The organism is Futiania mangrovi (assembly GCF_024158125.1).
In the GTDB taxonomy this organism is placed as follows: domain Bacteria; phylum Pseudomonadota; class Alphaproteobacteria; order Futianiales; family Futianiaceae; genus Futiania; species Futiania mangrovi.
The window spans coordinates 614,580-626,956 of sequence record NZ_JAMZFT010000001.1; the positions used below are offsets into that span (position 1 = coordinate 614,580).

The window sequence follows — 12,377 nt, forward strand, 5'->3', positions numbered from 1 at the left end:
GGTGCAGAGATGACCTACCAGACCGTTGCCGGCTTCGCCCAGACTTGGGGGCTTGGCTTCTTCTTCCTCATGTTCCTCGTCGTGCTGGCCTATGCGCTGTGGCCGAAGAACCGCGAGCGGTTCGAACGCGCCGCCCATGCGCCCCTGCGCCACGACGATCATCCGGAGAACTGAGACATGGCGCACGAGCGCGAAAGAGATCACGTCACGGGCACCGAGACCACGGGTCACGAGTGGGACGGCCTCAAGGAACTGAACACCCCGCTTCCGAAGTGGTGGCTCTATGTCTTCTACGCGACGATCGTGTGGTCGATCGGCTACTGGATCGTGTACCCGGCGTGGCCGCTGGCGGCCGACTACACCCGGGGCATCTGGGGCTATTCCCAGCGCGAGCGGGTGATGGAGCAGGTCGAGCAGGCGAAGGCCGCGCAGGCGGGCTTCGTGGAGCGTATCCGCGAGGCCTCCCTGCAGGAGATCGTCGGCGACGAAGACCTGCGCCGCTTCGCCATGGCCGGCGGGCGCGCGTCCTTCGGCGACAATTGCGCAGGTTGCCACGGCGCCGGTGCGGAAGGGGCGCCGGGCTATCCCAACCTCGCCGACGACGCATGGCTGTGGGGCGGCACGCTCGACGACATCCACACCACCCTGGAGGTGGGGATCCGGTCCGGACACCCGGACGCGCGGGTGAGCGAGATGCCAGCGTTCGGCGTCGACCAGATCCTCAGCCGCGAGGAGATCGACCAGGTGGCGGAATACGTCCTGTCGCTGAGCGGCAACGCCACGAACCAGCAGGCCGCGGAGGCGGGTGCGACAATTTTCGCCGACAATTGCGCCGCCTGCCATGGTGAGAATGGCGAGGGCATGACGGCGCTGGGCGCGCCCAACCTGTCGGACGCCATCTGGCTCTACGGCGGGCAGAAGGCGGACATCGTCCACACGGTCACGCACTCGCGCGCGGGCGTCATGCCGGCGTGGAGCGGGCGCCTGTCGCCTGAGACGATCAAGCAGCTGACCGTCTATGTGCACGAGCTTGGCGGCGGCCAGTAGCGCAAGCGCCTGGGTCGCGTAGGGAAGGGCAAGAGGCATGGCAGCCGAAGGGCTTCAGGACCTGGCCGACAAGGCGGCGGCGGAAGCCGCCGGCGCGAAACCGGCAGACCGGGGCGCGGCGGAAGCCGCCCCCGGCGTCGGGCGTCACGAGGTCGAAGCGGTCAACAAGGCGGAGGCCCGCCCGCTCTATGCGAGCCGTCCGAGCATCCACCCCAAGCGCGCCACCGGCATCTTCCGGAACGTGAAATGGGTGGTGATGGCGGTCACGCTCGGCATCTACTATCTGTTGCCCTGGGTGCGATGGGACCGCGGCCCCAACGCGCCCGACCAGGCGGTCCTGCTCGATTTCCCCAACCGGAAATTCTACTTCTTCTTCATCGAGATCTGGCCGCAGGAAGTCTATTACATCACGGGCCTGCTGATCCTTGCGGCGCTCGCTCTCTTCCTGGTCACGTCCATCGCGGGCCGTGTATGGTGCGGCTACACCTGCCCGCAGACGGTCTGGACCGACCTCATGATCGCCATCGAGCGCTTCGTGGAGGGCGACCGCAACGCGCGCATCCGCCTCGACAAGCAGCGGTGGAACGGGGAGAAGATCCTCAAGCGCAGCCTGAAGCATTTCCTGTGGCTGATGGTCGGCGTGGTGACCGGCGGTGCGTTCGTCTTCTATTTCCGCGACGCGCCCACGCTTGCCATGGAGTTCCTGACCCTCGACGCGCCGTTCATCGCCTGGCTGTTCGTCGGCATCTTCGCCGCCACGACCTATCTTCTGGGCGGCCTCGCGCGCGAGCAGGTCTGCACCTACATGTGCCCCTGGCCGCGCATCCAGGGCGCGATGTTCGACGAACATTCGCTTCTGGTGAGCTATCGGGCATGGCGGGGCGAGCCGCGTGGCCCCCATCGCAAGGGCGAGCCGTGGGAAGGGCGCGGCGACTGCATCGACTGCAAGCAGTGCGTCGTCGTCTGCCCGGCGGGCATCGACATCCGCGACGGGGCGCAGCTCGAATGCATCCAGTGCGCGCTGTGCATCGATGCGTGCAACGAGATCATGGACAGGATCGGCCGCCCGCGGAACCTGATCGCCTACGACACGCACGCCGGCCTCGCGACGGGCAAGGCGACGCGCCTGTCGCAGGTGCCGTACGTGCGGGCGCGCACCGTCGTCTATGCGGCGGCGATCGCCGTCGTCGCGGTGATCATGGCGTTCACGCTGGCGACCCGCGACACGATGAGCCTCAATGTCCTGCGGGAGCGCAACCCGCTGTTCGTCACGCTGTCAGACGGGTCGATCCGCAACACCTACACGCTGAAGATCATCAACAAGCTGCACCGCCCCGCGGAGTTCCGCGTGAGCGTCAGCGGCGTCGAGGGCGCGACGATCGCGCTGGGCGGGCACGAGGGCGACACGCTGACCGTGCCGGCCGACGACCTGCTGGACGCGCGGCTGTTCGTCGCGGCGCCGAACCCGGGACGCGAGGTGAGCGACCTGGAGGTGCGGCTGGAGGAGATCGGCGGCGAGCGCAGTGCGACCTATGAAACCACCTTCCGGGGGCCGGAACGATGAGCATGGCTGAAAATGGGACCGGCGGCTTCCGCATCACGGGCAGGCACGTGCTGTTCGGCATGATCGGCGCGTTCAGCGTCATCTTCATCGTCAACGGCATCTTCCTGACCAAGGCGATCCAGACGTTTCCGGGGCTGGAGACGCAGGCCGGCTACAAGTACGGGCTGAAGTTCAACGAGCGCATCGCCGAGGCGGAGCGGCAGGCCGCGCTGGACCTGAACCTGGGCCTGGAGACGGCGGAGCTTGGGCCCGGGCGCTACCAGTTCGTGGTCGCGGCGCAGGACCATGCCGGTACGGGCGTCGCCTTGCGCAAGGTCGAGGCGCGGCTGATGCGCCCGGCCGACACCTCGCACGACGTCGCGCTGACTCTGACGCCCGCGGGCGGCGCGGGCAGGTTCTCGGCCGCCGCCGACGTGCCGTTGCGCGGGCAATGGGACTTCACGCTGGCCGCCGAGACGGCGGATGGCGCGCCCGTCACGCTGAGGCGCCGGATATGGCTGGACTGATCGACGGCGTCGAGACGGGACTGGGCGACTGCTGCCCCACGGGCGACGCGGGCCGCCTGCCGGACAGACCCGTGGCCGCGGTTGCGGGCGCGGAGGCGTTCCTGCGCCAGGGGGCGGAGGGGGCGGCGACGCTGAACCTCGCGGTCGAGAACATGACTTGCGCTGCCTGCATCCACGACATCGAGGCGACGGCGCGGTCCGTACCGGGAGTGGCGCAGGCGCGCGTCAACTACACGAACCGGCGGGTGGTCCTGAGCTTCGACGGCGCGGCCGCACCGGCCGGGGAGGCGGCGGAGGCGGCGGTTTCGGCTCTTGCCGGGCGCGGCTACCGCGTGCGGCCGTTCGATGCGGATGCGCTCGCCTCGGCGGATGCGGGCGAGATGCGCACGCTGCTGCGCGCCCTCGGCGTCGCGGGGTTCGCGGCGGCGAACGTGATGCTGCTGTCGGTCGCGGTCTGGTCAGGCCAGGCAAGCGACATGGACCCTGCGACGCAGGCGTTCTTCCACTGGATGTCCGCGCTGATCGCGCTGCCGGCCATCGCCTATGCGGGCCTTCCGTTCTATCGCAGCGCATGGGCCGCGATCCGGGGCCGCCGGCTGAACATGGACGTGCCGATCTCGCTCGCGGTCGTGGTGGCGGGGGGCATGAGCCTGGTTCAGACGGCCCTCGAGCGCGAGCACGTCTATTTCGATGCGAGCGTGACGCTGCTGTTCTTCCTGCTGCTGGGCCGGGTGCTCGACACGCGGGTGCGGGCGCGGGCACGGACCGCGGCGCAGAACCTGCTGGCCCTGCGTTCGCGCGCGGCGACGCGGATCGCGGAAGACGGAAGCGCGCGCCACGTCGCCGTGGAAGACCTGGTGCCCGGCGACCGGGTGATGGTCGCCAATGGGGAGCGGATCCCGGCGGACGGCACGCTTGCTGCGGGCGAGGCGCTGATCGACACGAGCCTGATCACGGGCGAAGCGGTGCCCCGGCGCGTTGCCGCGGGCGAGGCCGTGCACGCCGGAACGATCAACCTGGGCGCGGCTCTCATGCTGACGGTCACGGCGCGCGACGACCGCTCGCTGCTGGCCGAGATCGCGCGCCTGATGGAGAACGCCGAGCAGGGGCGGGCGGCCTATGTCCGCCTCGCGGACCGGGTGGCGCGCGCCTATGCGCCGGTGGTGCATGTCCTGGGGGCGGTCACGCTGGCGGGCTGGCTGATTGCCGGGGCGGGGATCGAGGACGCGCTGATGACCGCGGTGGCGGTGCTGATCGTCACCTGCCCGTGTGCGCTGGCGCTCGCGGTGCCCGCGGTACAGGTGGCGGCGGGTGGCCGGTTGTTCCGGCGCGGGGTGCTGCTCACCTCCGGCGACGCACTGGAGCGGCTGGCCGAGGTCGACACGGTCGTGTTCGACAAGACGGGCACGCTGACCACGGGCGAACTGGAACTTGTGGGCGCCGATGCGATCTCGCCGGCCGACCTGGCACTGGCGGCGCGCATGGCGGTGGCGAGCACGCACCCGCTGTCGCGCGCACTGGCCGCGGCGGGACGGGGCGTGGAGGCGCTCGCACCCTACGCACTCGCGCGTGTCGAGGAGGTGCCCGGCAAGGGACTGGTCGCGGAGACGCGCTGCGGACGCACGCTGCGGCTCGGCCGGCGCGACTTCGCCGGGCCGCGGCTGGTGGCGGCGGAGGAGACCGGCGGCGCCGAGAGCGAGATCTGGCTCGGCCTCGGCGACGGGCGGGCGGTGCGGTTCCGCTTTGCCGACCGGCTGCGCGACGATGTGCGCGGCGTGGTGCAGGGGCTGATGCACGAGGGCGTTCACGTGCTGCTGCTCTCCGGCGACCGCCGGGAAGCCGTCGGCCCGGTTGCCGACATGCTGGGCATCGCGGACGCCGGGGCGGGCCTGAGCCCGGCGGAGAAGATCGCCCGGATCGCGGCCCTCAAGGCGGAGGGCCGCAAGGTGCTGATGGTAGGCGACGGGCTGAACGATGCCCCCGCGCTCGCCAGCGCGGACGTTTCCATGAGCCCGTCGAGTGCGTCCGACCTCGCCCAGACGGCCGCCGACATCATCTTCATGGGCGACAAGCTGGCGGCGGTGCCGGAGGCGATGGAGGTCGCGCGGCGGTCGCGCCGTCTCGTCTGGCAGAACATCGCGCTGAGCTTCGGCTACAACGCCGTGGCGATCCCACTGGCGATGGCCGGATACGTGACGCCGCTGATCGCGGCGGTGGCAATGTCGTCGTCGTCGGTGTGCGTAACGCTCAACGCGCTGCGCCTCGGCCGCGGCGCTGAGCGGAGGGCGGGACGGGCATGAGCATCCTTCTGATCCTCGTGCCGATCGCGCTGTTCCTGGGGCTCCTGGGTCTCGCGGCGTTCCTGTGGTCGCTGAAGAGCGGCCAGTTCGACGACCTCGACGGCGCGGCACGCCGCATCCTGCAGGACGACGACCTGCCGGAGGAGCAGCGCCCGCCCCGGCAGGATCGCTGATCGCCTCAGTGAACGGTCGCCTTGTAGGCGTGCCAGGTCGCGTGCCCGATCAGCGGGAAGGCGACGGCCAGCCCGACGAAGAATGTCACCACGCCGAGAGCCATGATTCCGGCGATCAGCACCGCCCACAGCAGCATCGGAGCAGGGTTGCGCACCACCGCCTGGATGCTGGTGACGACCGCGGTGAGCGTGTCCACCTCGCGCGAGACCATCATCGGGACGGAGACGACGCTGATGGCGAACACGACCGCGGCGAAGAAGGCGCCGACCCCGGTCCCGACCACGAGCAGGCCGAGGCCGTGCGTCGTGAAGAGCAGCGTCGGCACGAACTCCGACATCGGGGGAAAGCCGGTGCCGCTGAAGAACAGCGCGAAGAGCAGATAGGCCACCCGCATCCAGAAGAAATAGGCGAGCAGCAGAACGACGCCGAAAAAGGCAAGCGACACGGGTGAGCGCGTCTTCACGAGGGCGATGGAGCCGGCTGACACGTGCTCCCCGCCCGCAAGACGCCGGCTCTTCTCGTAAAGGCCGACGGCGAGCATCGGCCCGAGCAGCAGGAGGCCACCCGCCAGTGCAAGGAAGAGGGCGGCGATGCCGCTCCACACGAGGCCGTAGAGGATGACGAAGGACGCAGCCGTGAAGACGAGCCCGTAACCGATGCTGAGACCGGGGTGCGTCCACAGGTCGCGCCACCCGGCAGCAAGCCAGGCCCAGGGCGCCTCGTTGGGAAGCGTTGCAACCGTTGCCATGCGGCCCGATGCGCCGGTATCTATGGCACTCATCCGTAACCTCCCTGCATTGTGTTGTTCTGCACAAGTCATGCTACCGTAAAACAAGCGTGCGGGGATAAGTTTCTCTGCGTAGGCGCACACCGCCAACGCGCTGCCGGCGTTCTGTTGGCAAAATTGCATATGTCGTGTTGAATGATTTGTGCGCCGCATCGCTGGCGTGGCTGGACACGGCTGGAAGGCTGGGACGACATGAGTGACAGATCGGAAGTTTCGGTGGCTGCGCCGGACGGTGTGGTGACAGCGGTCAAGGGCGGGCCGTCCTCTCGCTGCCATTCGTGCGGCGTCCGGCACGTCACGATCTGCGGCGTGGTCGACGACACCGTGCTGAAGGCGGTCGAATCGATCTCGCGCACGATCGGCGTGGAGCAGGGCGAGACCCTGTTCGTCGAGGGCGACCCGGTGACGGCGGTCTACAACATCACCCGCGGGATCGTGCGCCTGTCCAAGATGCTGCCCGACGGACGCCGCCAGATCACGGGCTTCCTGTTCCCGGGAGATTTTGTCGGCCTGGGCGCGCGGATGGCCTATGGCTACACGGCCGAGGCGATGACGGCGGCCTGCCTCTGCCGGTTCGAGAAGCCGCGCCTCGACAAGCTGATGCGCGAACACCGGGAGATCGAGGACCAGCTTCTGGCCCTGATGGAGAAGGAGGTCGACCTGGCGCAGGAGCGGATGCTGCTGCTGGGCCGCAAGACCGCGGCGGAGAAGGTCGCCTCGTTCCTGATGAGCCTGTCGGAACGCTTCGACGGCGCGGAGACGTTCCCCGTCGCCATGACCCGCGCGGACATCGCGGACTATCTCGGCCTGACGCTGGAGACGGTCAGCCGGACCCTGTCTGCCTTCCAGCGCGACGGGCTGATCTCGCTGGAGCGGGCGCACATGATCCGCCTGCTGGACCGGACCCGCCTGGAGGACATGACGGGTACGTGAGCCCCGCGGGCAGCGTGCGCCGGCCCCCGCGGCCGCCCCCGCCTGCGCAGGGCCTTGGGGCTTGATCGGCGCGGCGGTCTCTCCCAAGCTACCGGACGACCACGCCGTGCGGCCGGGACGCCACGCGGCATTTCAGGATGCGTTCCTCAAAGGGGGAAGGAGTTGCCCATGATCAAGCACGTGCTGGCGCGCACGCTGACTGCACTCGCCATCGTCGCGGGGTCCGCCGCCGGGGCTGCCGCCGCGGACATCGACATCGAACTGAACAAGCTGGAGCCGCAGGAAAACGGCTGCCTCGCATACATGGTGCTGAAGAACGGGCTGGAGCAGCCGGTGACGGGGCTGCGGCTCGAGACCTACCTGTTCGATGCAGACGGCATCATCGTGCAGCCGCTGACGGTGGACGTCGCCCCGATCCGCGCGTCTAGCACGGTCATCAAGCGCTTCGTCATCCCCGCGGTGCAGTGCACGGCGATCGGGCGGGTGCACCTGAACGACGTCACCCAATGCCAGATCGGCGGCAAGGACGCCGACGGCTGCATCGCGCGCATTGCCACGACGTCGCGGGCGGGCATCGACTTCACGCGCTAGGCCCGCCGCGCGGGCGAAAGGGACGGCGGGCACGTGCAGGACCTCGGACACTACGACTATGTGATCGTGGGGGCAGGCAGCGCGGGGTGCGTGCTCGCCAACCGCCTGTCCGCCGATCCGGAGGTGAAGGTCCTGCTGCTGGAAGCGGGCGGGCGGGACAATTACGTCTGGATCCACATCCCCGTCGGCTACCTCTACTGCATGGGCAACCCGCGCACCGACTGGTGCTTCGAGACGGAGCCGGTGCCGGGCCTCAACGGGCGCAGCCTCGGCTATCCGCGCGGGCGGGTGCTGGGCGGCTGCTCCTCGATCAACGGCATGATCTACATGCGCGGCCAGGCGCGCGACTACGACGGGTGGCGCCAGCTTGGCAACACGGGCTGGGGCTGGGACGACGTTCTGCCCTATTTCAAGCGGTCGGAGGACAATGTCCTGGGCGCCGACGACCTGCACGGGGCGGGCGGCGAACTGCGGGTGGAGGAGATGCGCCTGCGGTGGGAGATCCTGGATGCCTTCCGCGACGCCGCCGAGACGGTCGGGATCGAGAAGATCCGGGACTTCAACCGCGGCGACAACGCGGGCTCGGCCTATTTCCAGGTGAACCAGAACAAGGGCATCCGGCAGAACACCGCCAAGGCGTTCCTCAAGCCCGCGGAGGGGCGCGCGAACCTGCGCGTCGTCACGCAGGCGCAGGCAAGCCGCCTTGTCTTCGAGGGACAGCGCTGCACGGGCGTCGAACTGTGGCGCGACGGCGAGCCCGCGGTGGCGCACGCCGACGGGGAAGTGGTGCTGGCGGCGGGCGCCATCGGGTCGCCACAGCTCCTGCAATCCTCGGGCGTCGGACCGGGGGACCTGCTGGCCGAACACGGCATCGCGCCAGTGCTGGTGCGCGAGGGAGTGGGCGAGAACCTGCAGGACCATCTGCAGATCCGGCTGGCCTTCAAGGTCAGCGGCACGAAAACCCTGAACGAGCGGGCGAACAGCCTGCTGGGCAAGATCGGGATCGGGCTCGAATACATCCTGACGCGGTCCGGCCCGATGAGCATGGCGCCCTCGCAACTGGGCGCGTTCGCGAAGTCCTCCGAGGCCTACGAGACGGCGAACCTCGAATACCACGTCCAGCCGTTGTCGCTGGAGAAGTTCGGGGAGCCGCTGCATCCCTTCCCGGCGTTCACGGCCAGCGTGTGCAACCTGCGCCCGGAAAGCCGCGGCCACGTCCGCATCCGCAGCGCCGACCCGCGCACGCCGCCCGCGATCCAGCCGAACTACCTGGCCACGGCCGCCGACCGGCAGGTGGCGGCGGACTCGATCCGGCTGACCCGGCGGATCGCGGCGGCCGAGCCGCTGCGCCGCTTCAATCCGGTCGAGTTCAAGCCCGGCCCGGAGATCGAGAGCGACGCCGACCTTGCGCGCGCGGCAGGCGACATCTCGACGACGATCTTCCACCCGGTCGGGACCTGCCGCATGGGGCCGGACGCGGAGGCGGTGGTCGACCCGCGCCTGCGCGTGAACGGGATCGAGGGCCTGCGCGTCGCCGACGCCTCGATCATGCCGGCGATCACCAGCGGCAACACAAACGCGCCCACGATCATGATCGCGGAGAAGGCGGCGGACATGATCCGGCAGGACCGGCGGGCGCGCGCGGGCGCGGTGGCCTGAGGGCCGCCCGCACCCGGCGCCCGGCAAGCGGGAGCGGCAAGGGATGAGTACCAGGTCATGAGTGCGTTGGGGTCCGTCGTCGCCCTGCTGGTCAGCGTCGGGTTGCTGCTGATGGGCAACGGCCTGCAGACGACGCTGCTGCCGATCCGTGCGGCGATCGAGAACTTCTCCGGCGTCGCCATTGGCATCATGGGCTCGGCCTATTTCGTCGGCTTCGTGTCTGGCTGCGTGCTGGGGCCGCGGCTGGTGCGCCGGGCCGGGCACATCCGCGCGTTCGCGGCTTTCGTCGCGCTCGCCTCGGCGGTGGCGATCATCCATCCGCTGTGGGTCGACCCGGTGGCCTGGTGGGCCCTGAGGGCCGCGACGGGGTTTTGCTTCGCGATCCTCTATCTGGTGATCGAAAGCTGGCTCAACGAGCGGTCGACGAACGAGACGCGCGGCCTCGTGATGTCGGTCTACATCATGGTCAATTTCGCGGCGATCGCGGTCGGGCAACTGCTGATCGTGACCTACGACCCGGCGCTCTTCCCGCTGTTCTCCATCGCCTCGATCCTCGTATCGGTCGCCTCGGTCCCGATCACGCTGAGCCGGGCGGCCGCGCCCGCGCCGATCGAGGTGGTGAGGATCCGGCCGGTGAAGCTCTACCGCTCCTCGCCGGTGGGGGTGGTCGGCTGCTTCGTCGTCGGGCTGTTCAACGGCGCTTTCTGGTCGCTGGGGCCGACGGCGGTGACGGGTTCGGGCTTCGATGCGAACACCGCCGCGGTGTTCATGAGCGCGGCGGTCGCCGGCGGGGCGCTGATGCAATATCCGCTGGGGCGTGTCTCCGACCGGATCGACCGGCGGCTCGTGCTGATGGGGATATGCCTCGCGGCGGCGGTCGTGTCGGGCGTGCTGTTCCTCGGCGGGTTCGGACTGCCGCTGATGGTGGCGGGCGCGCTGTTCGGTGCGGCTTCGCTGCCGGGCTACGCGATCGCGGCGGCGCACGCCTTCGACCATGCCGCTCCGGGCGAGGCGGTGGAGACCTCGGCCGGGCTGCTTCTGGCGAACGGTGCGGGCTCGGTCGTGGGACCCATCGGCGCCTCGCTGGTGATGGAGGGGGCGGGCGCCTTCGGGCTGTTCGCCTTCACCGCGGCGATGCAGGTGATGCTCGCTGTGTTCGTGGCGGCGCGGATGCGGGTGCGCGCGGCACCGGCGCAGGAAGAGAAGACCGATTTCAGCCTCGCCAACGCCGCGGCCGTGATGGTCGCGGTCGAGCCGGAGCAGCAAGCCCCCGACACCCCGCCCGACTTCGATGTCGACGAGGTGCTCCCCCCGCCGTTCGAACCGCGCGAGCATCCCTCGGACGAGGAGGGCGATGCGACCCGCCCGGGCGCATAGGGCCCTTGCGCGCGTCTGCGGCCCATCGCGTTTGACAAGCGCTTTGCCCACGCGCGACATGAGCGCACGCATGGGAAACTGCATGCACGCGACATGGGACGAAACATGGGGAGGAACGGGATGCGCGGTCTCTATTTCGAGGAGTTCGAGCCGGGCCAGGTGTTCGAGCATGCGCTGACGCGCACGATCACCGAGGCCGACAACATGTGGTTCTCGTGCATGACGCTGAACCCGCAGCCGCTGCACATCGACGCGCATTTCGCGGCGGGGGAGGAGTTCGGCAAGCCGCTCGTCAACTCGCTTTTCACGCTGGGGCTGCTGATCGGGATGACGGTCGCGGACACGACGCTCGGCACGACCGTCGGCAACCTCGGCATGACGGAGGTGAAGTTCCCGAACCCGGTCTTCCACGGCGACACGCTGCGGGTCCGCACGACGGTGAAGTCGGTGCGCGCGTCGAAGTCGCGCCCGCACAACGGGCTCGTGGAGTTCCTGCACGAGGGCTTCAACCAGGACGGCAAGCTGGTCGCAAGCTGCGTCCGCACCGGCCTGATGAAGCGCAAGCCGCAGGAGGCCGTGTGATGCGCAGCTTTCTCTTCGTTCCGGGCGACAGCGAGAAGAAACTCGGCAAGGCCATGGGCACGGGCGCCGATGCCCTCATCGTCGACATGGAAGACAGCGTCGCGCTGAGCCGCAAGGACGCCGCGCGCGAGATCACGCCCGCCTTCGTGGCGGAGAACCGGGGCAAGGGCGTCGCGCTGTTCGTGCGCGTCAACGCCTTCGATACGGGCATGACTTTCGGCGACCTCGCCGCCGTCATGTCCGCGAAGCCCGACGGCATCATGCTGCCGAAGGCCGTGGGGCAGGGGGACGTCGACCGGCTCGCCATTGCGCTATCGGCGCTGGAGGCGCGGGACGGGATCGAGGATGGTGCGACCCGCATCTTCACCGTCGCGACCGAGACGGCGGAGGCGGTCCTGTCGCTGGGCCAGAAGATCGTCCACCCGCGCCTTGCCGCCATGACCTGGGGAGCGGAGGATCTCTCGGCCTCGCTTTCGGCGCAGGTCAAGCACGGGGCGGACGGGCAGTATCTCGCGCCCTTCCTCCATGCCCGCAACATGTGCCTGTTCGCGTCGCGCGCATCGGGTGTCCTGCCGGTCGACTCCGTCTACCCCGACACGCGTGACCTTGCCGGGCTCGAGGCGGAGACGATCGCCGGCCGCGATATCGGCTTCGGTTCGAAATGCGCGATCCATCCGGCGCAGATCGAGGTGATCAACCGCGTCTATACGCCGACGGAGGAGCAGCTTGCCTGGGCGCGCAGGATCAAGGCGGCCTTCGATGCCGAGCCGGACGCGGGCGTGCTGAACCTCGACGGCCAGATGATCGACCGCCCGCACCTGCGCCTGGCGGAGCGGCTGCTGCTGCTCGCGCCCTGA

13 protein-coding genes are annotated in these 12,377 nt (G+C 69.4%); 12 read left to right on the forward strand and 1 reads right to left on the reverse strand.

Annotation, left to right across the window (positions count from 1 at the left end; translation table 11 throughout):
- Positions 1-9: 9 nt before the first annotated feature.
- The 6 genes from NJQ99_RS03035 to ccoS are packed head-to-tail and all read left to right on the forward strand — an operon-like array spanning position 10 to position 5,590.
- Positions 10-174, forward strand: coding sequence for a cbb3-type cytochrome c oxidase subunit 3 (locus NJQ99_RS03035; RefSeq protein ID WP_269331321.1), 165 nt, complete (start codon positions 10-12; stop codon positions 172-174).
- Positions 175-177: 3 nt separating this feature from the next.
- The gene (gene ccoP / locus NJQ99_RS03040) at positions 178-1,047 is read left to right on the forward strand and encodes a cytochrome-c oxidase, cbb3-type subunit III (RefSeq protein ID WP_269331322.1); all 870 of its coding nucleotides are present in this window, start codon (positions 178-180) and stop codon (positions 1,045-1,047) included.
- Between the two features lie 37 nt (positions 1,048-1,084).
- On the forward strand, positions 1,085-2,611 hold the full coding sequence (gene ccoG / locus NJQ99_RS03045) for a cytochrome c oxidase accessory protein CcoG (RefSeq protein ID WP_269331323.1): 1,527 nt from the start codon (positions 1,085-1,087) through the stop codon (positions 2,609-2,611).
- Between the two features lie 2 nt (positions 2,612-2,613).
- Positions 2,614-3,117: a FixH family protein gene (locus NJQ99_RS03050; RefSeq protein ID WP_269331324.1), complete on the forward strand. Its 504-nt coding sequence runs from the start codon at positions 2,614-2,616 to the stop codon at positions 3,115-3,117.
- Entirely contained in the window at positions 3,105-5,417 is a 2,313-nt protein-coding gene (locus tag NJQ99_RS03055; RefSeq protein WP_269331325.1) for a heavy metal translocating P-type ATPase, read from the forward strand. The genes NJQ99_RS03050 and NJQ99_RS03055 overlap by 13 nt, the downstream gene beginning before the upstream one ends.
- Positions 5,414-5,590 carry a cbb3-type cytochrome oxidase assembly protein CcoS gene (gene ccoS, locus NJQ99_RS03060; RefSeq protein WP_269331326.1) on the forward strand — a complete coding sequence of 59 codons (177 nt, stop codon included), beginning with the start codon at positions 5,414-5,416 and terminating at the stop codon, positions 5,588-5,590. The genes NJQ99_RS03055 and ccoS overlap by 4 nt, the downstream gene beginning before the upstream one ends.
- 5 nt (positions 5,591-5,595) lie before the next feature.
- Here ccoS and NJQ99_RS03065 read toward each other — a convergent pair whose 3' ends face one another.
- Positions 5,596-6,372 (reverse strand): DUF2189 domain-containing protein, encoded by a 777-nt coding sequence (locus tag NJQ99_RS03065; protein WP_269331327.1) that lies wholly within the window; start codon positions 6,370-6,372, stop codon positions 5,596-5,598.
- A gap of 198 nt (positions 6,373-6,570) precedes the next feature.
- Here NJQ99_RS03065 and NJQ99_RS03070 point away from each other — a divergent pair, with 198 nt between their 5' ends.
- The 6 genes from NJQ99_RS03070 (at position 6,571) to NJQ99_RS03095 (ending at position 12,377) form a co-directional block, all read left to right on the forward strand.
- Entirely contained in the window at positions 6,571-7,311 is a 741-nt protein-coding gene (locus NJQ99_RS03070) for a Crp/Fnr family transcriptional regulator (RefSeq protein WP_269331328.1), read from the forward strand.
- Between the two features lie 168 nt (positions 7,312-7,479).
- Complete coding sequence (locus NJQ99_RS03075) at positions 7,480-7,902, forward strand: hypothetical protein (RefSeq protein ID WP_269331329.1); 423 nt, start codon at positions 7,480-7,482, stop codon at positions 7,900-7,902.
- Positions 7,903-7,935: 33 nt separating this feature from the next.
- A complete protein-coding gene (locus NJQ99_RS03080; protein WP_269331330.1) occupies positions 7,936-9,561 on the forward strand; it encodes a GMC family oxidoreductase in 1,626 nt (541 codons plus the stop codon).
- Positions 9,562-9,618: 57 nt separating this feature from the next.
- The gene (locus tag NJQ99_RS03085; RefSeq protein ID WP_269331331.1) at positions 9,619-10,938 is read left to right on the forward strand and encodes an MFS transporter; all 1,320 of its coding nucleotides are present in this window, start codon (positions 9,619-9,621) and stop codon (positions 10,936-10,938) included.
- A 120-nt stretch (positions 10,939-11,058) separates the two neighbouring features.
- The gene (locus tag NJQ99_RS03090; protein ID WP_269331332.1) at positions 11,059-11,520 is read left to right on the forward strand and encodes a MaoC family dehydratase; all 462 of its coding nucleotides are present in this window, start codon (positions 11,059-11,061) and stop codon (positions 11,518-11,520) included.
- Positions 11,520-12,377: an HpcH/HpaI aldolase/citrate lyase family protein gene (locus NJQ99_RS03095; protein WP_269331333.1), complete on the forward strand. Its 858-nt coding sequence runs from the start codon at positions 11,520-11,522 to the stop codon at positions 12,375-12,377. Before NJQ99_RS03090 ends, NJQ99_RS03095 begins: the two co-directional genes overlap by 1 nt.

What these genes read in the sequence shown, in the direction of transcription:
- NJQ99_RS03035 (WP_269331321.1), top strand. Translation starts at nt 10, where the DNA reads ATGACCTACCAGACCGTTGCCGGCTTCGCCCAGACTTGGGGGCTTGGC.
- ccoS (WP_269331326.1), top strand. Translation starts at nt 5,414, where the DNA reads ATGAGCATCCTTCTGATCCTCGTGCCGATCGCGCTGTTCCTGGGGCTC.
- ccoP (WP_269331322.1), top strand. Translation starts at nt 178, where the DNA reads ATGGCGCACGAGCGCGAAAGAGATCACGTCACGGGCACCGAGACCACG.
- NJQ99_RS03090 (WP_269331332.1), top strand. Translation starts at nt 11,059, where the DNA reads ATGCGCGGTCTCTATTTCGAGGAGTTCGAGCCGGGCCAGGTGTTCGAG.
- NJQ99_RS03065 (WP_269331327.1), bottom strand. Translation starts at nt 6,372, where the DNA reads ATGAGTGCCATAGATACCGGCGCATCGGGCCGCATGGCAACGGTTGCA.
- NJQ99_RS03095 (WP_269331333.1), top strand. Translation starts at nt 11,520, where the DNA reads ATGCGCAGCTTTCTCTTCGTTCCGGGCGACAGCGAGAAGAAACTCGGC.
- NJQ99_RS03055 (WP_269331325.1), top strand. Translation starts at nt 3,105, where the DNA reads ATGGCTGGACTGATCGACGGCGTCGAGACGGGACTGGGCGACTGCTGC.
- NJQ99_RS03050 (WP_269331324.1), top strand. Translation starts at nt 2,614, where the DNA reads ATGGCTGAAAATGGGACCGGCGGCTTCCGCATCACGGGCAGGCACGTG.
- NJQ99_RS03070 (WP_269331328.1), top strand. Translation starts at nt 6,571, where the DNA reads ATGAGTGACAGATCGGAAGTTTCGGTGGCTGCGCCGGACGGTGTGGTG.
- NJQ99_RS03075 (WP_269331329.1), top strand. Translation starts at nt 7,480, where the DNA reads ATGATCAAGCACGTGCTGGCGCGCACGCTGACTGCACTCGCCATCGTC.
- ccoG (WP_269331323.1), top strand. Translation starts at nt 1,085, where the DNA reads ATGGCAGCCGAAGGGCTTCAGGACCTGGCCGACAAGGCGGCGGCGGAA.
- NJQ99_RS03085 (WP_269331331.1), top strand. Translation starts at nt 9,619, where the DNA reads ATGAGTGCGTTGGGGTCCGTCGTCGCCCTGCTGGTCAGCGTCGGGTTG.